This is a genomic window from Ruegeria sp. AL7, assembly GCF_056536105.1.
In genome coordinates this window covers 77500-97824 of the sequence record NZ_JBQFJF010000001.1, presented here as the reverse complement: position 1 = coordinate 97824, position 20325 = coordinate 77500, and the positions used below count along the sequence as shown (strand labels likewise).

19 protein-coding genes and 1 tRNA gene are annotated in these 20325 nt (G+C 57.5%); 9 read left to right on the top strand and 11 right to left on the bottom strand.

Annotated features, from left to right (window positions below):
• The first annotated feature begins 1 nt into the window (after nucleotide 1).
• The gene (gene nspC / locus ACR3E2_RS00520; RefSeq protein ID WP_480482114.1) at nucleotides 2–1171 is read left to right on the top strand and encodes a carboxynorspermidine decarboxylase; all 1170 of its coding nucleotides are present in this window, start codon (nucleotides 2–4) and stop codon (nucleotides 1169–1171) included.
• Nucleotides 1168–2010, top strand: a complete 843-nt coding sequence (gene speB, locus ACR3E2_RS00515; protein WP_480482116.1) for an agmatinase — start codon at nucleotides 1168–1170, stop codon at nucleotides 2008–2010. The genes nspC and speB overlap by 4 nt, the downstream gene beginning before the upstream one ends.
• On the opposite strand, the gene ACR3E2_RS00510 is transcribed toward speB, so the two are convergent.
• Nucleotides 2007–2597, bottom strand: a complete 591-nt coding sequence (locus ACR3E2_RS00510; RefSeq protein WP_267365093.1) for an HD domain-containing protein — start codon at nucleotides 2595–2597, stop codon at nucleotides 2007–2009. The genes speB and ACR3E2_RS00510 overlap by 4 nt on opposite strands.
• A gap of 101 nt (nucleotides 2598–2698) precedes the next feature.
• Here ACR3E2_RS00510 and ACR3E2_RS00505 point away from each other — a divergent pair, with 101 nt between their 5' ends.
• Nucleotides 2699–3532, top strand: a complete 834-nt coding sequence (locus ACR3E2_RS00505; RefSeq protein ID WP_480482118.1) for a LysR family transcriptional regulator — start codon at nucleotides 2699–2701, stop codon at nucleotides 3530–3532.
• A gap of 2 nt (nucleotides 3533–3534) precedes the next feature.
• Here the strand turns inward: ACR3E2_RS00505 and lptF are convergent, their stop codons facing one another.
• Nucleotides 3535–4674, bottom strand: a complete 1140-nt coding sequence (gene lptF, locus ACR3E2_RS00500; protein WP_480482120.1) for an LPS export ABC transporter permease LptF — start codon at nucleotides 4672–4674, stop codon at nucleotides 3535–3537.
• A gap of 444 nt (nucleotides 4675–5118) precedes the next feature.
• Between lptF and ACR3E2_RS00495 the strand changes: the two genes are divergently transcribed.
• Nucleotides 5119–5331 carry a hypothetical protein gene (locus tag ACR3E2_RS00495; protein WP_480482122.1) on the top strand — a complete coding sequence of 71 codons (213 nt, stop codon included), beginning with the start codon at nucleotides 5119–5121 and terminating at the stop codon, nucleotides 5329–5331.
• 164 nt (nucleotides 5332–5495) lie between these two features.
• Here the strand turns inward: ACR3E2_RS00495 and ACR3E2_RS00490 are convergent.
• A tRNA-Trp gene (locus ACR3E2_RS00490) sits at nucleotides 5496–5571 on the bottom strand.
• 141 nt (nucleotides 5572–5712) lie between these two features.
• Here ACR3E2_RS00490 and ACR3E2_RS00485 point away from each other — a divergent pair.
• Nucleotides 5713–6417 carry a lysophospholipid acyltransferase family protein gene (locus tag ACR3E2_RS00485; protein WP_480482124.1) on the top strand — a complete coding sequence of 235 codons (705 nt, stop codon included), beginning with the start codon at nucleotides 5713–5715 and terminating at the stop codon, nucleotides 6415–6417.
• Here the strand turns inward: ACR3E2_RS00485 and ACR3E2_RS00480 are convergent.
• The 5 genes from ACR3E2_RS00480 to ACR3E2_RS00460 all read right to left on the bottom strand — a co-directional run bounded on the left by ACR3E2_RS00480 (nucleotide 6414) and on the right by ACR3E2_RS00460 (nucleotide 13587).
• Nucleotides 6414–6659 (bottom strand): MoaD/ThiS family protein, encoded by a 246-nt coding sequence (locus ACR3E2_RS00480; RefSeq protein ID WP_170346142.1) that lies wholly within the window; start codon nucleotides 6657–6659, stop codon nucleotides 6414–6416. The two genes, ACR3E2_RS00485 and ACR3E2_RS00480, sit on opposite strands and share 4 nt — an antisense overlap.
• On the bottom strand, nucleotides 6652–8907 hold the full coding sequence (locus ACR3E2_RS00475) for a xanthine dehydrogenase family protein molybdopterin-binding subunit (protein WP_480482125.1): 2256 nt from the start codon (nucleotides 8905–8907) through the stop codon (nucleotides 6652–6654). Before ACR3E2_RS00475 ends, ACR3E2_RS00480 begins: the two co-directional genes overlap by 8 nt.
• A complete protein-coding gene (locus tag ACR3E2_RS00470) occupies nucleotides 8907–9386 on the bottom strand; it encodes a (2Fe-2S)-binding protein (protein WP_209597982.1) in 480 nt (159 codons plus the stop codon). The genes ACR3E2_RS00475 and ACR3E2_RS00470 overlap by 1 nt, the downstream gene beginning before the upstream one ends.
• Nucleotides 9383–10249 carry an FAD binding domain-containing protein gene (locus ACR3E2_RS00465; RefSeq protein WP_480482127.1) on the bottom strand — a complete coding sequence of 289 codons (867 nt, stop codon included), beginning with the start codon at nucleotides 10247–10249 and terminating at the stop codon, nucleotides 9383–9385. Before ACR3E2_RS00465 ends, ACR3E2_RS00470 begins: the two co-directional genes overlap by 4 nt.
• A 125-nt stretch (nucleotides 10250–10374) precedes the next feature.
• Nucleotides 10375–13587, bottom strand: coding sequence for a 2Fe-2S iron-sulfur cluster-binding protein (locus ACR3E2_RS00460; RefSeq protein ID WP_480482130.1), 3213 nt, complete (start codon nucleotides 13585–13587; stop codon nucleotides 10375–10377).
• Nucleotides 13588–13662: 75 nt separating this feature from the next.
• Here ACR3E2_RS00460 and ACR3E2_RS00455 point away from each other — a divergent pair, with 75 nt between their 5' ends.
• Nucleotides 13663–14565 (top strand): LysR family transcriptional regulator, encoded by a 903-nt coding sequence (locus ACR3E2_RS00455; RefSeq protein ID WP_480482132.1) that lies wholly within the window; start codon nucleotides 13663–13665, stop codon nucleotides 14563–14565.
• Nucleotides 14566–14696: 131 nt separating this feature from the next.
• The gene (locus ACR3E2_RS00450; protein WP_480482134.1) at nucleotides 14697–15398 is read left to right on the top strand and encodes an SDR family oxidoreductase; all 702 of its coding nucleotides are present in this window, start codon (nucleotides 14697–14699) and stop codon (nucleotides 15396–15398) included.
• Nucleotides 15399–15400: 2 nt separating this feature from the next.
• Here ACR3E2_RS00450 and ACR3E2_RS00445 read toward each other — a convergent pair whose 3' ends face one another.
• The 3 genes from ACR3E2_RS00445 to ACR3E2_RS00435 form a co-directional block, all read right to left on the bottom strand.
• A complete protein-coding gene (locus ACR3E2_RS00445) occupies nucleotides 15401–16672 on the bottom strand; it encodes an NAD(P)/FAD-dependent oxidoreductase (RefSeq protein WP_480482136.1) in 1272 nt (423 codons plus the stop codon).
• A 176-nt stretch (nucleotides 16673–16848) separates the two neighbouring features.
• A complete protein-coding gene (locus ACR3E2_RS00440; RefSeq protein ID WP_480482138.1) occupies nucleotides 16849–18006 on the bottom strand; it encodes an acyl-CoA dehydrogenase family protein in 1158 nt (385 codons plus the stop codon).
• Between the two features lie 142 nt (nucleotides 18007–18148).
• Nucleotides 18149–18712 (bottom strand): TetR/AcrR family transcriptional regulator, encoded by a 564-nt coding sequence (locus ACR3E2_RS00435; protein WP_480482140.1) that lies wholly within the window; start codon nucleotides 18710–18712, stop codon nucleotides 18149–18151.
• Nucleotides 18713–19015: 303 nt separating this feature from the next.
• On the opposite strand from ACR3E2_RS00435, the gene ACR3E2_RS00430 reads away from it, so the two are divergent.
• Complete coding sequence (locus ACR3E2_RS00430) at nucleotides 19016–19480, top strand: nuclear transport factor 2 family protein (protein ID WP_209504702.1); 465 nt, start codon at nucleotides 19016–19018, stop codon at nucleotides 19478–19480.
• An 11-nt stretch (nucleotides 19481–19491) separates the two neighbouring features.
• On the top strand, nucleotides 19492–20112 hold the full coding sequence (locus ACR3E2_RS00425; RefSeq protein ID WP_480482142.1) for a pyridoxamine 5'-phosphate oxidase family protein: 621 nt from the start codon (nucleotides 19492–19494) through the stop codon (nucleotides 20110–20112).
• The last annotated feature ends 213 nt before the right edge of the window (nucleotides 20113–20325 follow it).

The following is a 20325-nucleotide window of genomic DNA, read 5'->3' as shown; positions in this document are numbered from 1 at the left end:
TATGTCCGACATGATGACCACACAGGCCGGAGACGCCGGCGCCTTCCGCAATTTCAACCTCTCCCGTGTACCCAGCCCTTGCTTTGTCGTCGACGAAAAGGCGGTTGAACGGAACCTGAAAATCCTCGCTGATGTCGGAACCCGCTCCGGCGCGCATGTTCTCAGCGCGCTCAAGGCGTTTTCAATGTTCTCACTGGCCCCACTGGTGCGCCAACACCTCGGCGGCACCTGCGCCTCAGGTATCTATGAAGCGCGGCTGGGACGCGAGGAATATGGAGGTGAAGTCGCAACCTTCTGCGCCGGGTACAAAGACGCCGACATCGACGAAATCCTGTCGCAGTCCGATCACGTCATCTTCAACTCCGCTGCCCAAAAGGACCGGTTTCTCGCCAAAGCCCAAACCGCCAAAGTGCAGGTTGGCCTGCGCATCAATCCGGAACATTCCGAAGGCGAGGTTCCGAAATACGATCCCTGCGCCCCGTGCTCGCGCCTTGGCACACCAGTCAGCCAACTGACCGCCGACACGTTGCGCGGCGTTGACGGCTTGCACATGCATACGCTTTGCGAACAGGGGTTTGCGCCTTTGCAGCGCACCTGGGACGCTGTCGAACCGAAGCTCAAACCCTACCTTGATCAACTCAAGTGGGTGAACTTTGGCGGTGGCCACCACATCACCCGCGACGATTATGACCGCGACGGGCTGGTGGCCTTCCTCAAGGACATTCGCGAAACCTATGGCATTGATGTTTACCTTGAACCCGGTGAGGCTGTGGCGCTGGACGCAGGTATTCTGATCGGTGAAATCCTCGACCTGCCGACCAACGGCATGAACCTCGCGATCACTGATATCTCGGCCACATGTCACATGCCCGACGTGATCGAGGCCCCCTATCGCCCTGCCCTTATGGATGAAGCCAAAACAGGCCATACCTATCGCCTTGGCGGCCCGTCCTGTCTGGCGGGTGACGTGATTGGCGACTACACCTGGGGCAAGCCGCTGGAGATCGGACAGCGTTTTGCCTTCCTCGATCAGGCACATTACTCGATGGTCAAGACAAACACTTTCAATGGCGTCCCCCTGCCCACAATCGCCCTGTGGAACAGCGAAACGGACGAGCTGAAGATCATCCGGCAGTTCGGATATGACGACTTCAAGGACAGACTCTCATGAGCATTTTTCTCGACAGCGAATTGACCGCATCCGAACGCACCGAAGATGCCCGCTTTCGCGTGATCCCGGTGCCTTTGGAGCGCACGGTCTCTTACGGGGCCGGCACGGCCAAAGGCCCCGAGGCAATTATCGAGGCCAGTAATGAACTGGAACGCATCACCGGTCACGCGGAGCCCTGTGTCGAAGGGATTTTCACCGAAGAACCGCTAAATTGTGACGGCCCGTTGCCCGAGGTAATGGAACGCCTTGCGCACCGCACCGAAGCTGCAATTCGGGCTGGAAAGGTACCGGTCACTTTGGGCGGCGAGCATTCCCTCAGCTATGGCGCAGTGATAGGTGTGGCCCGTGCGCTAAACCAACCCATCGGCATCGTCCAGATCGACGCCCATGCCGACCTGCGCAACGCATATCAGGGCGAAAAACACTCTCACGCCTCAGTGATGCACCTGCTTGCCGAAGAGGGCGTTCGGCTCGCCCAGTTCGGTGTCCGCGCTTTTTCAACTGAAGAGGCCCAAAGCCGACTGAGAAACCACGTCTTTCACGTGGATGCCGAGGAACTGGTGACAGGTAACATCCATTCGGTCGACCTGCCTGCAGACTTCCCCGAGCTGGTCTATGTCAGTTTCGACGTCGACGGGCTGGATCCATCGCTGATGCCCGCCACTGGAACACCGGTGCCTGGCGGGTTGGGCTATTACCAGGCACTGCGGCTAGTCGAGCACGCGCTCAAGGGGCGCAGATGCGTGGGCTTCGATGTGGTTGAGCTGGCCCCGGACGGCAATGCCGCCTGGGACTTCACCACAGCTCAGATTGTCTATCGCCTGATGGCTGCCTGTTAATCTTCGGCAGTTTCGTTCAGTTCCATATGGCCTTCGCCCTTGCTCAGGATGCGGCGCAGCATGGGTTCAAAAAACTCCAGCGGTTTCGTCGGATAGTCTGGGTCAAACGCCTTCTGATCGTATTCATGGCAGAAATAGCGGCAGTCCTCCCAATGGGGGCTGTCGCGATACTTGTCGCGCGCGTTTCGGTCTCCTCCAAGGTGGTGGTTGTAGTAGTAACCCTGAAACACGCAATGGTGCTTGAGTATCCAATAGGTTTTCTCGCTGACATAGGGCTTCATCATCGCCGCTGACAGCTCTCCATGGTTGTAGGGTGACAGAATATCACCGGTATCGTGGATTAGGGCAGCGACCACCAACTCCTCTTCCGCGCCATCCTCATAAGCCCGGGTCGCGGCCTGAAGGCTGTGCTGATACCGGTTGATGGGATAGGGTGTCCATTCCTCGTCCAGTGACCGAATGGCGTCCAGAATGCGATCCGGCAAGGCGGCATTATACGCCTCTTCATAATCCATAACGGCGTCCCAGTCGGCCTTGGTGGCATTCTCAAAACTAGTCCAGGTCGGTTTGTGGCTTTTGTCCAGCATGGCTGATCCTTTGGCGTGTTTCCCGAAGCCGACAATATTACGAGTCGCAACTTCAAAAAAATGAATTGATTTTATCACAACGATCAAAAAATACTCTCGGTATGCGAACCAAAGCTTTGGAAACCTTTCTATGTGTGGCGGAGACAGGTGGTTTTCATGCCGCTGCCCGTAAGCTGAATGTAACTCAAACGGCCGTCAGCGCGCGCATTCATCTGATCGAAGAAGAAACCGGCAGACCACTATTCACCCGCGGAGCCGGTGGCACTTCGCTGACCGAGTTTGGCCAACAATTCAAACCGTATGCAGAACAAATACTATCCCTTTGGGCCTTCGCGTCGCGGGATTTACCGTTGCAGACACAGAACCGTCCAGCGCTTCGGTTGGGTAGTCAGCTTAGCATCTGGGACCCTTTGCTTGTGGATCTGGCTGTTCGGTTTGAACAGCGCTTTGACAAACTGCTGCTGACACTGAATTACGACCACGATCTGAACATGGTTGAAGCTGTTGCGACCCATGTGCTGGACGTGGCGATCACGCATGAAACGCCATCAGACCGACGCGTCACCTATCACGAGCTGGAACCGGAGCTTCTAACCCTGGTCAGAACCCCGCAAGCAGCAACAGCAGAAAACGATTTGGTCTTCGTCAACCTTGAACTTGGAGAGATTTACCAAGATCACATCAGATCGGCTGTGCGACGCGCCTCGGGGCAGACCTTGTTTCTGGGTAATTGCATGATGGCACTACGTTATGTCCTGCAAAGAGGCGGATGCGGCTACTTCCCCGATTACGTTACTTCGCAACATCTGGCTTCGGGTGCACTCGAACCGGTCGAGGACAGTGTGAGCCTGCGGCTGCCAATGTATCTGGTCGCCCGTGGTGATCGCGAAGAATTCGACGACATTCGTTGTTGTCTGGAAGAACTTCGAACCTGAAATCAAGCGGGTGTTGGGATGACCTCGGACCCGCGCGCACGTTTCCGCAAAAGCGGACGACCTGCGACAAGCAGAAAACAGCACGAAATCAGCACACCCATTATGGCGGGAAGGTAAAGCAGCGCCCAAAGCCTCGGGTCATCAATCACAACCGGGGACACAAACCCGCGAACGCCTTCAAGCAGTACAAGTATGGTAAATGCACCCAAAATCTGAGGCCACAATCCAAACCGTGAAAAGCTGCCCAGCATCAGGGTCGAATACCCCGCCAGCGACACCGCAATGCAAATAACTATCCAGGAAAAACGCTGGTGCAATTCTTCGATCAACTTACCCTGGCTGAACCCTTCGGTTTTTGAGATCGCATCACGGTCGAAGATCAGATCAGATGTCGGAATGGCTTCGAGGCTGCGATGCGCCATTGGGCTTGTGTTCGTCAGCTCAGAGATGTCGTATGATGCGTCCTGAAACAGGGTCGAGGACAGAACCCTGCCCACCTTGTTCAGGCGCAGCGCTACCCCGTCGACCATCACCAGATGAATTCCTGCGTCGTTGTTGACCAGATAGGCGGTCACGCTGGAATAGCTGACCGCGTTTTCCGGGTCGCGGCGATCCGATACGAACACCTCGTGCAACGTACCGTCCAGATCGATGCCCCCGATGTAAACCGTAACGTCTTCGGCGGGGTGCAGAAATTCACCTTCATTCAACAACTGCGCTGTCACATCTCCTGCAACTTCGGCTTGCCGGAATTCCAGTTGTTGGACCGAGGCCGGGCGCAGGAACACGCTGATGGCGGCCATCATCAGACCGGTGATCACACCGAACAAAACCACGGCACGCGCCAGTCGCCACGGGCTTGACCCGGTTGCCAACATCACTGTCATCTCGCTTTCGCGACTCAATCTATTGGTCGCATAGACAGCAGCCGCAAATACCGCCATCGGCATAACCGTACGAACAAGCGTTGGCAGGGTAAGCGCGGTGAATTCAAGAAACACCATAGCGGACTGGCCACCGCTGATGACTTTGTCAAACAGGCTGACGGAACGGGTGATCCAGAACACACCCACCAGGACAAGGGTGAAGAAGCCGAATAAAACCAGCAATTGCCGCAGAAAATATCCATCAAAACGCGACATATATCCTCATCCGGCTGATTGCGTCGTGGCCGGACAATAAGTCAATCGCCCACCCAAGGAAACCTCGATTACCGCCTCAGAACCGGCATCGGCGGTAACCTAGTTATTCGGACATGGGAAGGGCGCACTCAACCACAAGCGCGCCCCAGCCACAGGAGGGAAAAACAAAAACAGCGTCATGTACCGAACGTGAGCGCCAACTCGTAACAATTGTAAGTAAAGCGGAATTCAAGTGATTGGTCTGTGACTTGGTTCACCTTTGGACCGTTCACATGAACACTCTTGTAGACATCTGCCCCAGCAAAAAGTTAATGACACGTTAACGTCTTGTTTCCAGCCCATTCACTTTTCTACCCACATAATGAAATCTGTTGGTTTTGGTGAGTGTCCGGGGCAGGACGATTGCGAGTAACAGTATCAGTTGGCACAAGGGGTCCGATGGCAATGCATAAACCTTCGACATCAGAAGCCGCTGCACTGAATGCGCAATTACTGAAAAAGACCGACTCGGATTACGATGTCGCAATGTGGGCCGCGTGTGCATTGATGGCGCTCCACTCAAACAAGCCGGCGGTGTTTCAAGAATATCAGCATATGTGGGCAGAAAAACTGGATGCCGTAGGTCCGCACGAAAACACAGGTGCCAACAAAAGATAATAACAGGGCACGATGGCCTCGCACCATTGTAGCAGTGTTGCCGAAGCCGATTCTGCGACCAGTAATAACCCAAGCGCGAATTGGCTGAAGACAGGCAAAGCGAACTCAAAGGCTGAAACCCGTTCACCCTTGGATATCACAACTGAGTATTCGGACGATTTTAATGGCAGGGGCAGCAGGGTTCGAACCCGCGACCTACGGTTTTGGAGACCGTCGCTCTACCAACTGAGCTATACCCCTGTAGTGAGCCCCAGATATGCCAGCCGCGCGGCGGACTCAAGAGGCTTTTTCAGATTCCGAGCCACGAAGTGCCCGGACAAACAAGTTGCGCAAACCGCGTGGTGCGCTAAGACAAGGACCGGTTAGCAGAAGGAACCCGGCGTGAACCTCCGAAAGAAGATTGTAGACAGCGAAGCTGTGCTAAACTGGGTGGCGCGTCGGATTGCAAACTATATTCGGCTGGTACACCGCAACACACGCTGGCAGCGCATCGGCTATGAAGAGTTGGACCAGTTGGCCGAACAGGGTGAGCCGGTCATCGTTGTTCTTTGGCATCAACGGCTGGCGCAGTCGCCCTATTTCTTCCCACTGGACAAGGGGCGCATCTGTTCGATTACATCGTCTGCGCGGGCTGGCAGCATGGTGGGTCGCGTGCAAAAGCTGTTCGGAATGGACACGATTGCCATGTCCAGTCATCAGCGCCACGTGGCGTTATCACGCGAAGTGCTTGGAAAGATGAAACAGGGAATATCCATTGGCATAGCGGCGGACGGACCCCGTGGGCCAGAGCGGGTATTGTCAACGGTTCCGCTGGTTTGGGCGCGCACATCAGGCAAACGCGTGTTTGGAATTACCTTTTCAGCGAAACATGGGCGCGAAGCGGGAACATGGGATCATCTTCTAATGCCCCGCCCATGGGGTAACGAGGGGGTGTTTCTGTGCCGGGAATGGACAGAAACAGTTCCGCGCAAAGCAAGTGAAGACGAAATCGAAACCCTGCGCCAAAGCCTTGAGCAGCATATGAACGATATCACGGCCCAGGCAGACCGAATGGTCGGGCGCGAGCCTTGGTCGCCTGACGCTTAACCGCCCCTCAGCCTTTGCATCAGATAGACTTCACTGCCTTCGGGAATCGGTTCGGTCAGTCCGGTCGCGATCACGCGCCCGTCGACAGCGATAGACACGCCAGCGTCGATGGGCGCCTGAAGCTGCGGATGCGCACGCACGAGCGCGCGCAGCAACTCGCCAGTGGTTTTGGCCTCGACCTCAACCACCTGCTGGCCCCCGGTCAGTGACCGGAGGCCGGACCAGAGGTGAACCTCAACCATTGTCCTTGAGAGCGGCCAGAATGCGTGGCGGCGACATCGGCAACCGCTTCATCCGCACGCCAGCCGCGTTGGACACAGCGTTGGCAATGGCGGCCAGTGGCGGCACGATACCCGTTTCGCCCACACCGCGAACGCCAAACGGGTGGCCCGGATTCGGAACCTCGACGATCACGGTGTCGATCATCGGCAGGTCACTGGCCACCGGGATGCGGTAGTCGAGAAAGATCGAATTCTGCAAGCGACCGTCTTCGCCGTAGATATATTCCTCGTTCAGGGCCCAGCCGATACCTTGCGCGGCACCGCCCTGATACTGGCCTTCGACATAGGTCGGATGGATCGCCTTGCCCGCGTCCTGAATGACCGTATAGCGGGTCACACTGGTCTTACCGGTTTCCGGGTCAACCTCGGCATCGACAATATGGGTGCCAAAAGACACGCCGGCACCTTCGGGGGTTGCCTCGAAATGGCCCGAGATCGGACCACCGGTGCGGCCCATATCAGCGGTGATATCGGCCAGCGGCATCGGATCGAAATCACCTGCATTCGGGCCTGAGGGCACCGCACAGCCGTTTTCCCATTTCACCGCATCAACCGGGATGCCCCATTTGGCCGCGGCCCGTTCGCACAGTTTCTCAACCGCATGTCTCGCAGCTTTGATCGTCGCCAGCCCTGACGCGTAGGTCACGCGAGAGCCATGGCTTACGTCATTGTAGCCCAGCGTGGCCGTATCGGCGATGGTCACCCGGATGTTTTCATACGGAATGCCCAGAACCTCGGCCGCCATCAGGGCCATCGACGCGCGCGAGCCACCGATATCAGGCGTTCCGACCATCACCTGAGCCGAGCCATCCTCGGACAAGGCAAGCGAAACGCTGGTCTCGCCACCATGGTTAAACCAGAAGCCACAGGAAATACCGCGCCCCTGCCCTGGCTTCAGCGGAGCCGAATAATGAGGATGCGCCTTGGCTGCTTCCAACGTTTCGACAAGACCGATGCGCTCGTAGGTAGGTCCATAGCTGGCTTTCGTGCCCTCATGCGCGGCGTTCTTCAGACGTACCTCAACGGGGTCGAGTCCCAGCTTGTTGCACAACTCATCGATCACCGACTCGACCGCAAAGGCACCCATTGGTGCACCCGGCGCGCGATACGCTGCCTGCTTTGGGCGGTTGGACATAACGTCATAGCCGATCTGCTTGACGTTGGTCAGGTTGTACGGCGCAAAGGCACACATGGCTGTCATGTCGCCCGGCGCACCGGGAAAGGCCCCGCCCTGCAAGCGGAAAACACCCTGGGCCGCCGAGATCGTGCCGTCTTTCTTCATGCCGATCTTGACGTCCATCGAGGCAGACGAAGTCGGACCAGTGGCCCGGAACACCTCGGACCGGGTCATCACAAGCTTGACCGGGCGATTAGCCTTACGGCTGAGCGCTAGTGCGACGGGTTCGATGAAAACGGTTGTCTTACCGCCAAACCCTCCGCCAATCTCGGACGCAGTGACGCGCAACTGCGAAGTTTCAATTCCCAGAAGCGCGGCACAGGTTTTCTGCGCAATCCAATGCCCTTGTGTCGTGCACCACAACTCACCTTTGCCGTCATTACCCAATATGGCCAGACAGGCGTGCGGTTCGATATAACCCTGATGCGTCGCTTCGGTGACGAAACTGTCTTCAATGACCAGATCCGCTTCGGCAAATCCGGCCTCGACATCGCCGTGACCACTTTCATGATAGCGGACAACGTTCGGGTGCATTCCTTCCGGCACGGAATAATCCGCTGCCCCTTCGCGGATCACAGGCGCATCCGGTGCCATCGCCTTATCCACATCGGTGACGTGGGGCAGAACTTCGTATTCGACCTCGATCAGCTTGAGCGCGTCACGCGCCGCCAATGCCGAAGTCGCAGCGACCGCTGCAACCGCGTGCCCGTCATATAGCGCTTTCTCACCGGCCATAACGTTTTCCAGAACGTTGTAGAATTCACCTTCCAGACCGGGCTTGAACGGCACTTCAGCAAAGTCGGCACGCGTCACAACTGCTTTGACATCCTTATGTGCCTCGGCTTTCGACGCGTCGATCTTCACGATCCGCGCATGCGCATGTGGTGAGCGCAGGATCGCGCCATGCAGCATTCCCGGGGCGTAGGCATCCGCTCCGAATTTGGCGCGGCCGGTCACCTTGTCCAGACCGTCGGGACGGTTGGGGCGGGTGCCGACAAAAGTGAAGTCTGATTTCCGATCGTCCAGAGCCATTACGACGCCTCCCGCATCTCAGCCGCCGTATCCATCACGGCGCGAATGATCTTGTCATACCCAGTACAGCGGCAGAGGTTGCCTGCCAGCCAATACCGCGTCTCTTCCTCGGTCGGGTTCGGGTTTTTCTCCAGCAAAGACTTGGCCGCCACCAGAATGCCCGGCGTGCAGATGCCGCATTGCAGGGCAGCGTATTCGATCATCTTCTTTTGCAGCGGATGCAGAATATCACCGTCGGCAATGCCTTCGACCGTTTCGATCTGCTTACCTTCGGCCTCGACACCCAGCATCAGACATGAACAGACCAGACGGCCATCAACGGTGACCGAGCACGCGCCGCAATCGCCGGTGCCACAGCCCTCTTTCGCGCCTGTCAGGTTCAGCTTGTCGCGCAGACAATCCAGCAGGGTTTCACGCGGATCACACAGGTATTCGACCGCATCGCCATTCACGGTGGTGGTTACGTGGAGCTTTTTCATGCGTTTTCTCCCTTCGCGCGGGCATAGGCAATTTTCGCGGCGCGCTTTGCCAGAACGCCTGCGACCTCGGTACGGAACGCGATCGTGCCGCGCTTGTCGTCAATCGGGTTACAGGCGGCAGAGGCGGCGGCGGCCAGCGCATCCAGGGCCGCATCATCCAGCGCGCTGCCGATAATGGCCTTGGCACAGTCTTCGACCAGCAGAACGGTCGGGGCCACGGCGCCCAGTGATACGCGGGCCTCGGTGATGGTGTCGCCGTCAAGACGCAGGTTCACACCAACGCCAACCACAGCGATGTCCATTTCGGTGCGGGGGATGAACCGCAGATAGGCATCGCCGCCGTTTTCGCCACGTGCAGGGATATTGACCGCCGAGATCAGCTCACCTTTGGCCAGCGAGGTTTTGCCGGGGCCGGTCGGAATATCCTCGACCGCGACTTCGCGAGTGCCGTCCGGGCCGGTCACGGTAACAGTCACACCAGCTGCGACCATGGCGGGCACGGAATCAGCCGCAGGTGAGCCGTTACACAGGTTACCGGTCGGTGTTGCGCGCCCCTGCACCTGGGTTGATCCGATCAGGTCCATCGCCTCGACCACACCGGGCCAGTCACGACCCAACTCGGGATGCTCGCTCATTTCGGCACCGGTTGCGGCAATTCCCAATGTCCAGCTTCCATCAGCATTGCGGGTAATGTCGTGTACACCGTTGATTTTCTTGATGTCGATCAGCGTATCAGGCGTCACTAACTCCGAGCGCAACTGCACCAAAACGTCGGTGCCGCCCGCCAGAAAGCGCGTGATGCCCGTCGCATTTGCGGCCAGAGCCGAAGCCTCGGCAAAGCTGGCGGGGCTGTGATAATCCATAATGCTACCTCGCACCTGTTGGTCAGGGATATCTGGGTTCGGGGCGACGTTAATTCACCACCCACGTGACGTCCATGGGCCGAGCGACCAAATTTTACCGTCTAAAGGTCGCTTTCTGACCATGCTTACAGATCGAGCTCGATCACACCATCCGGCTCCGCAGCGCGGCTTTGGCACAGAATCATCGCCCCTTGGCGCTGCTTTTTGGACAGCACGAAATCCCGATGCTCGACCTCGCCCGAAAGGACGCCACATTTGCACACACCACAGATACCATCGGCGCATTTCACATCCACGTGGAAACCCGCCTCGTTCAGAACCTGCGCGGCATCCTTGTCTGCGGGCACAGGCAACGTTTTACCTGAACGCGCGAGTTTCAGGGTAAATGGGTGGTTTTCGTAGTCCGGGGTTTCCGGGACCGAGAAATATTCAAGATGTCGGACCTCTTCGGGGAAACCCTGATGTTCCGCGGCCTGCATGACTCCTTCCATGTACCGATCAGGCCCGCATGTATAGACGTGCCATCCCTGCTGATACCCCGACAGGATCGCATCCAGATCAGCGCGCGAGCCTTCATCCGAGAAATGGTAGTGGACGCGGTTCGCCCAGGGCATCCCCGCCAGATCATCCAGATACCCCGCCCCACCCCGCGTGCTGGCCGAGTAGTGCAACTCGAAATCCATGCCCAGTGAATGCAGGCGATGAGCAAATGCGATCATCGGGGTTATACCGATACCACCCCCCATCAAAAAGGTCTTGGACGCCTCTTCGTTCAGTTCGAAATGGTTGATCGGTTTCGAGATGAAAACCTTGCGCCCTTCGTTGAAAATTCGGTGCAGCAAGGCCGAGCCACCCCGCCCTTCATCCTCGCGCAGAACACCGATCTGATAAGACCCCCGTTCCGACGGGTCGCCAGACATGGAGTATTGGCGCAGGAACTCTGGCGCGACAAGCACATCCAGATGCGCACCTGCGGACCATTCAGGAAGCGGCGCACCGTCAAGGGAGGAAAACTCATACTTGGTGACATCCGAGGTCATCTTGTCGACCTTGGTCACAGCGACCCGCATCACCGGCGCGTCACCTGCGACCTGATAAAGATGAATGATCGACATATCCCCCGCAGCTTTACGCGCCTTGTACTCTTCGGCTGTCACCAAGGCCTCATAGGCAGCAATTCCTGCCTCGCGATCCATTGCAAACGGATAGGGCCAGGGGTGCGGGGCCAGATAGGCCGGGTAGACCGCCAATGTCTGATCCTCGTATCTAAGGTTCAGATCCTTTTGCAGATCGCGCCGGTTCAAAGGGTGTGTTGTTGGCCGATACGCCCCGTCGGGCTGCAACTCGATATCCCACCACCATTTCTTGGTGTCGTTCAAACCGCCATTGCCAACCGCGTCATCCAGCTTGGCCAATGCAGGCGCAGCCGAGGGGATGTTCATCGCGGCCCAGCGGAACGGGCGCTCCTTGAAGATACCCTCAAGGTTCCAGGGGCAGGTCTTCATGCACCGCCCGCACATCGCGCCTCCCGGAGTGGTCACGCGGTAGGTCGCGCATTTCTGGCTGTCGGATTTCCAGATTTCATAGCCGTTGAACATCAGCTTTGGCCCAGCCGTGATCGCGCCCGATGGGCATTCGCGCGCGCACTTGTTGCAAGACTCGCAAAAGCTTTGCAGACCGAAATCGATGGACCTGTCATGCACGATCGGCATATCCGTGGTCACCACGCCTGATTTCAGTCGCGGCCCAAGATAGGGGTTCAGGATCACTTCGCCGATCCGGCTGACTTCGCCCAGACCGGACAGCAACAAAAGCGGAGGTTGCAGAACTTCGCCATCCATCACCGTATGCGCCTTGGCCTTGTAGCCAAGATTGCGGATCTGCTGTGCAATCACGCCACCCAGCAGCGAAAATCGCAGATAGGCGCGCATCGATTGGGCGACGCTGATCCAGTCGTCGCCGCTGGCACCCTCCATCGTTTCATAACCCTGATCGATGATCATGCTGACGGCCTGATCATGGGGCGGCACGATTTCTTCGCCCGTCGCGTCATGGGAATACCAGGCCCATTCCGGGCAGCGGCTGAGACCCACCGCATCGACCCCCAGAAAATAGGTCGCAGCCTTGATGTTTGCTGCGTTGCGTTGTGCGTCAGATGGCTTGGGCGCGTCAGCGCTTTCACCGTCCTGCAACAGTACAAACGCACCCAAAGCACGGCGTTGGGCAAAACTCGGCGCTGCCTTGCGGACGTAATACCCGCCTTTGGCCGCATCCTGTAGCGACTTGCCCATATCTCCGAACTGCGCCCGAGCAAACATATCTGCACGCTTGGGCACACGAGCGACATTCTCTTCGTCAATAAAGGTCGTTGGTGTCTCGACCCGTTTGAGTTTCTCAAACGGATGCGCCCCGTCCACATAGCGCCGTTTGGCATATGGGTCACGGTTGAGGGCGTTCTTGGCAAAGCCCGTGCCCAACCACCATGCCGGCCCCTGCGTCCGGAACCAGGGCTGATCGGCCATAGGCTTCAGCGGTTTGTCATGGGCGATCGGCATGTCAGTCGTCACGGCGGCCAAACCAAAGCGCTTGCCCAGCCAGGGCACGACAACCTCTCCATCCTCGACCGAAGCCAACCCGGCGGTGACCGCCAGCTTGCCCAAATCAACGTCGGTTGACATCATGCTGTGCGCCCGTGCGTCAAAGCCCAAAAGGCGGATGTAATTGGCGATGACCACCGCATTCTCGGTCGCCAGCAGACAGGCGCGATGGTCCTGCGCGTCGACTATCCAATCAGCGCCGGGTTCGGACGGGTCGGGATTGCGGTTGTGTTCGTAAAGAAAGACAATGCTGTGCCGATGGCTGTCGATCGGCTTGGGCGCGGCCTCCATACTGTCTTTCAGATCAGCCATGATGACGTCGATCCCGGATGCCAGCGTTTTGGTCTGACGGGTGCGCAACGCGTGGGCCAGCCGGTCAATATCGGGATTGCGGCGAGCCTCGGGCAAAAGGGCGTCAGATGGCAGTGGACCGCACCCCATCATCGACGCATCGTTGAAGTAGCCGAACGCTTTTATGTGGTTGGCCCGTTCCTGCGGGTCCGATGGAATCTCGGACGCAACCGGGTTCACCATTCCGTCGCGGATGGCGTCCATCATCGCCTGAAACTCACCCATCGCATTGACGATGCTGTCAGGGTGTTCCGGTCGGTGGAAACTCAGCTCGGCCAAAGCGGGCACAAGCGACAGATCCGGCATGTCATCTTGCCGGGCCAAACGCTCCAGCGGGTAGCCGCCCATATGAACGGGCCGGTTTCTGTCCGAGAATAAACGGATCCCCATCGAATATCTCCTGTTGATGCCCGTCCCGTACCCCGCCATGGACAGCAAAACCATTCATGATTAATCATAAATGGTATGAGCAAATTCGATTTCATTGACCTCGACGGCAAGGTTCTACGCACTTTTTTGACGATACTCGAGGAAAACTCGGTCTCGAAAGCCGCAGATCGGCTGGGGGTTACGCAATCTGCGATCAGTCATACTCTGGCCAAACTGCGGCAGGTCCTGGGCGACCCGCTGTTTGTTCGCTCAGGTCAGGGTCTGACGCCAACCGAACGCGCCCTGTCCCTGAAAGAGCCTGCGCAAAAGGTACTGGACGGGATGCGCGCGCTGACCGACGGCCGGCCGTTCGATCCTTTGTCGGAACAGATCAACATCCGCATCGCCACCAATGACATGCCACGAGAGCTGATCTTTCCATGGTTGCTGCGTGACACACGCGCCGAAGGCGCGCGCCTGCGGTTGGAATTCATCCCATCGGGTGTGCCCGACCCCGAATTGTTGCGCAGCGACCGGTGCCAGTTGATGCTAACCCCGCTGCCGCCCGACGGACCGGATATTTTCCAGAAAAGACTGATCGAAAGCCCGCTGATGGTGTTCTACGACGCCACGCAACGCACGCCCCCGGACAGCTGGCAGGACTATTGCCACAGCGACCATGTCGAAGTGCGCTTTGCCGATGGCCGAAACGCCCGTGCCGTTATGCGCGGCGTTGATCAAAGCCAGATCAATCCTGCGGTTGTAACCCTGCCGCATTTCAACGCGATCCCGGCCTTTGTGCAGGGCAGCGACCTGATCTCGACAGATACGGCACTGATGAAACAGGGCCCACTTGCCGCGCTGGATTGCGCACCTTTACCCTTCGCCTGTCCCCCTGTGTCCATCTACATGGTCTGGCATCAAAGATCGGCCAATGACCCCGCCCACCGCTGGTTACGCGACCGGATAGAAGCCATCGCAGCGTCCCTTCAGACCTGAGACAGCCGTCAGCTGCGCATAACAAAGGCCAGGTTCGGCTGCGGGACACGGTTACGAGTACTCAACAAAACGGATTGGTCAAACCGCAATTCATTCGCCATCCTGAAACCAAATCAAAACGGAGACGTCAGATGGAGAAAGTAGCACTGATCACAGCAGGCGGCAGCGGCATGGGCGCGGATTCCGCGAGGCGGCTGGCCGCGGACGGTTTCAAGGTCGGGATTCTGTCATCCTCGGGCAAGGGCGAAGCGCTGGCGCATGAGTTGGGAGGCGTCGGTGTAACCGGCTCGAACCAGTCCACGGAGGATCTGCAAAAGCTTGTTGATGCGGCCATGGCCCATTGGGGGCGTATTGACGTTCTGGTCAATTCCGCTGGTCACGGCCCCCGTGCCCCGATTCTTGAGTTGACGGACGAAGATTGGCACACCGGTATGGATGTCTATTTCATGAATGCCGTCCGCCCCTCGCGGCTTGTGACGCCGATCATGCAAGCGCAGGGCGGTGGATCGATCATCAATATCTCAACCTTCGCTGCATTCGAACCTGACCCGGTTTTCCCGACCTCAGGCGTGTTTCGCGCCGGGCTGGCCGCGTTCACCAAACTGTTCTCGGACAAATACGCTGCCGAAAACATCCGCATGAACAACATCCTGCCCGGTTTCATTGACAGCCTGCCCGAAAAAGAAGAATTCCGCGCGCGCATTCCCATGGGGCGCTATGGGCGCAGTTATGACGAGGTCGCTTCGGTCGTGGCCCTGCTGGCATCCGAGGGCGGTGGCTACATCACCGGGCAGAATATCCGGGTTGATGGTGGCATCACCCGCTCGGTCTGAGCTCAGAACCGCGCCTTTATCAGATGCGTCAGCGCCGCACCGGATTCAAAAAAGGCGCGGCGCACGCGCGTCCAGCTTTCGCGATGCTCAAGCACCGCAGGAACGGGCAAAAGCGAAAGCTCAGCTGCAAGAAGACTTTCGGCCATCATTCGACCGAACACCGTGCCGGGGCCAATACCACGGCCGGAATACCCGTGCGCGGCCAGAGCGTTAGGGCCAATCTGCGTGATTTTCGGGATATGGTCCGAAGTCATGGCAATCCGACCGTGCCAACCCTGTTCAAACGGCTGATCGGCAAGCTGAGGATAAAGCTCAGCCAGTTTGCGTCGGACCCATCCGGTATGCGCGCTGCGGCCTGCATTCCCCAGATCGCCCATGCCGCCAATGATCATCCGCCCCGCCTGATCCAGCCGGAAGGACGTCATGATCAGCCCTGTATCCCAGCAACCTTCTGCCTGCGGCAGGATGCTGGCGCGCAGATTATGCGACAGCGGGGCCGTAGCGTATTGAAAATAATAAACGGGAACATAGGCGGGCGCAGTATCTGGCAAGCCAAGGTGATAGGCGTTGGTTGCCTGAATGACGGACTTGGCCCTTACAGCCCCTCCCGGTGTGGTCAGCACCCATTGGCCACCTTCGTACCGAAGGGTTTGCACTGGACTTTGTTCATGTATCTGCGCCCCGGCCTGAGACGCGGCACGCGCCAATCCCATGACATAAGCCAAGGGTTGTGTGGTTCCTGCGCGAGGATCGAACAACGCCCCATGGAAAGCATCGCTACCGGTCCGGTCACGGGCCTGATCCGCCGACAGCAGCTCTACCGGCGCGCCAGACCCGCTTAGCTGGGCATGGCGCGTTTGCAGGTTCTTCAGCCCCGAGGCGGAATGCGCGCAATGCAGGGTTCCGTTGCGAATGGGCTCACATGCGATGCCGTGTTCTTCGATCAGGGAAAATACGTCCGACGGTGCCTTGCCCAGCAGATCGATCAGGCGATCGCCAGCCTCTGCACCGATATGCGCGCGAATGTCATCCGGTGGCAGCCACAGCCCGGCATTGACCAGACCGACATTGCGCCCCGACCCGCCAAACCCGATCTTCTGCGCTTCAAGCAAACAGACCGAAGCGCCGGACCGGGCTGCCGTCAAAGCAGCTGAACACCCGGTATATCCGCCACCTATGATGGCCAGATCAACGGTTGTATCACTGCTCAGCGGCAGAGCTGTGACTGCTTCGGTACATGTAGTCCGCCACAGGGTTTGTTCGGGATCGTTCACGTCTGACCTCTGAGTCTTTTTGGCGGATCATCATACCGCTGCACGTCCTTTGCAAGTGGGCAACTGCGGTCGGGTCAGCAAAGAAAAAACCCCGCAAGCACGGGCCTGCGAGGTCCAAAAGAAGCGAATAGTCCGTCAGGGATGATGACATCAGGCAAGAGGCCGCCCGGATACCTTCAGACGTCGAGCGACCGTGCAATCACCTCTTTCATGACCTCGTTGGTGCCGCCGTAAATCATCTGCACGCGCGCGTCTGCGTAGAGGCGGGCAATTGGATATTCCATCATAAAACCGTAGCCGCCGAACAGCTGCAGGCATTCGTGCATGATTTCGTTCTGCACCTCCGAGCCCCAGTATTTGGCCATCGAGGCGGTTGCCGCGTCCAGTTCTCCTGCCTCCAGCTTGCCGATACAGTCATTGACGAAACTGCGCAGAACCTCGGCCTTGGTCTTGCATTCTGCAAGCTTGAAACGCGTGTTCTGGAAATCCATCACCCGCTGACCGAACGCTTTGCGCTCCTGCACGTACTTTACTGTTTCGGCAATGGCAAAATCTATCGAACCCAGCGCCATGATCGCGATATTCAGCCGTTCCCATGGCAGTTGCTTCATCAGCTGATAAAACCCCTGACCTTCCTCAGCCCCCAGCAGGTTCGTCATCGGAACTTTGACATCTTCGAAAAACAGTTCGGCCGTGTCGTTGCCCTTCATCCCCAGTTTCTTGAGGTTGCGCCCCCTGCGAAACCCCTCGGCCCCCTCGGTTTCGACCACGATCAATGACACACCCCGCGCGCCCTCGGACTTGTCAGTCTTGGCGGCCACGATGATCAGATCAGCCGTCTGGCCATTCGTGATGAAAATTTTCGAGCCATTCAGCCGGTAGGAGTTTCCGTCTTTCTCGGCTGTTGTGCGCACAGCCTGAACATCCGAGCCGGTGCTAGGTTCCGTCATGGCAAGTGCGCCGACCATTTCGCCCGAAGCCAGTTTGGGCAGCCATTTCCGTTTCTGATCTTCGCTGCCATAGGCGGTAAGATAATGGGTCACGATCGACTGAATACCATAGCCCCAGCCGGCGTCGCCCCGTGCGCCCTGTTCGTACGCAGTGATGGCGTCAAAGCCCATACCACCGCCGACGCCGCCATATTCTTCGGGGATTGCACCAGCCATCAGGCCGGTTTCACCCGCTTTGCGCCAGAAGTCGCGATCAACGGCCCCGTTTTCAACCCAGGTTTCGATATTCGGTGACAGTTCGTCATCCATGAACCGGCCAGCCATATCTGCAAACATGCGGTGTTCGTCGGTGACCCATGCTGCGGTCGAAGTGAAAAGTGACATCAAAGGCTCTCCAAACTGTCTTTCGCAAAAGCCTAGCGGTCCGCCCGATTCCCGCCAATCCATGTGACGCGGCGTTCCGACTTCGAACAACGCAACGTTTCTATGCTAGGTAACTTAAAGAACCTGCTTGTTTTTAAGGAAATTAAGTCAGCGCCAATGCCAGCAATTGCTGTGCCGCATCCCTGGCGTCTTCCGCAGGATCACAATTCTTGAGCAAAACCGCAGACACGATTGCCCCTTCCTGCAACAACACGATCTGGCTGGCGAGTTTCTGAGGATCACGCGCACCAGCCTGTTCGGCGACGGACGTGAAATGCTCCAGCAACAGCTGTTTATGTTCGGCTGCCTGCACATGGATCGGATGATCTGTTTCCTGATATTCTGCCCCGGCCTTGATGAACATGCAGCCCCGGAACCCATCTTCTTCGAACCATTCCTTCAAGGCATCAAAACTGACGATGAGTTGCTCGGCCGGTGTATCCGACATCTCGTCAATGCGCTGATAGAACCACTCGCGAAAATTCTCATCCCGCAAGCGCAGAGCGGCTACAATCAGGTCTTCTTTAGTACGGAAATGTTTGTACATCGACGTTTTCGACACGCCCGTTTCCGCCACCAGCTTATCCATGCCGGTCGCGTGAAACCCGTCGCGGTAAAAAACCTTCAGGGCTTTGCGGACAAGTTCATCCCGTTTGTTTGGACGCATGATTCGGCTCCATGGTGTACCGTTCTGTACATATTACCCCGAAACATGAAGTGCAACCGGCCCCGCCCAAAGCATTGTTTTCATTATAATTCATGGCTCACCTTAAACTGCGAGGAAAATTTTCAACTTTTCCTCTTGCAAAAGTTAACAGATCGGTACACCTTATTGCTAAGTTTACCGATCAGTACACCAGAGGATTTGACCGATGAAACGTCGCGCCAGCATATTCCCCCCTCAGTACGTTCCATTTCTTCTGACACTGGCCATTCTTGCCGCTTCTCTGACCTGAAAGCCCCCTGCACCATGTCTCGACCCCCTCTTCCCCCGTTCACGTTGGAAACTGCCACGCAAAAAGTGCGCATGGCAGAGAATGCCTGGAACAGCCGCGATCCCGACCGCGTCACCCCCGCATACACAGATGACAGTCAGTGGCGAAACCGGGCGGAATTTCTGTCAGGGCATGACGAAATTCACGCCTTCCTAAGCCGTAAATGGCACAAGGAGCTGGACTATCGGCTGATCAAGGAACTCTGGGCCTTTACCGGTAATCGCATCGCTGTGCGTTACGCTTACGAATGGCACGACGATAGCGGTCAGTGGTTCCGGTCATATGGCAACGAGAATTGGGAATTTGCCGAAGACGGACGCATGTCGCATCGGCATGCCTCGCTGAATGATCACCCCATAGCCGAAAGCGACCGCTTGTTTCATTGGCCATTGGGTGAGCGCCCCGATGACCATCCCGAGCTGTCTGATCTGGGTCTTTGAAAGGACATACTGTGCCGCGTGCGTTTTCCGAACTGACCTTCACCCCCACCGTCCGCGCCCATCAGGAGCGGATGGGATCGGCAAAAACCTATGCCAAATTCATTGAAGGTGGCCCGCAACAGGGCCATCTGATCGGCGAACCCGAAAAACAGTTCATTCAGGCGCGCGACGGGTTTTATCAATCCTCGGTGTCTGAAACAGGCTGGCCTTATGTGCAGTATCGCGGCGGGCCGGTCGGGTTTCTTAAGGTGCTGGGGCCGCAAACCATCGGATATGCCGATTTTTCGGGCAACAAACAGTATATCTCGCGTGGGAATCTGGATGGCAACGATCGGGTCGCGATGATCCTGATGGATTACGCCAATCAACGCCGTTTAAAGATCCTGGGGCGTGTCGAATTCACGGAGGGTCAAGCCGCCGCTGCCAGCTTGCATCCAGAAGAGGCCGAAGCCCCTGCAGAGCGGGCGGTGATCATACGTGTTGAGGCGCTTGACTGGAACTGCCCGCGCCACATCACGCCGCGTTTCACCGAAGCCGAACTGCGACCGCATCTGAACAGTTTGGGCCAGCAACTCGCGCAGTTGCAGGCTGAAAATGAAAGGCTGAAACAAGAGCTGTCAAAGCTCTCGTGACGCGTAAGACACCACAGATTTTATTGAGTATAAACAGGGAATAAGCCAATGGTTCGTTCGGTCTTTCAGCTTTCTGCGGCGTGCCTTGCCGGAGCGGCCCTGATCCTTATGATCATGATGTTCGGTTTTTTTGTCTCACCCAGCGCCGTCCGAACGTCACCACCTTCTGTGTTCAGCACCATCCTGTTCAACCATTTGCAGCAATAGCAATGC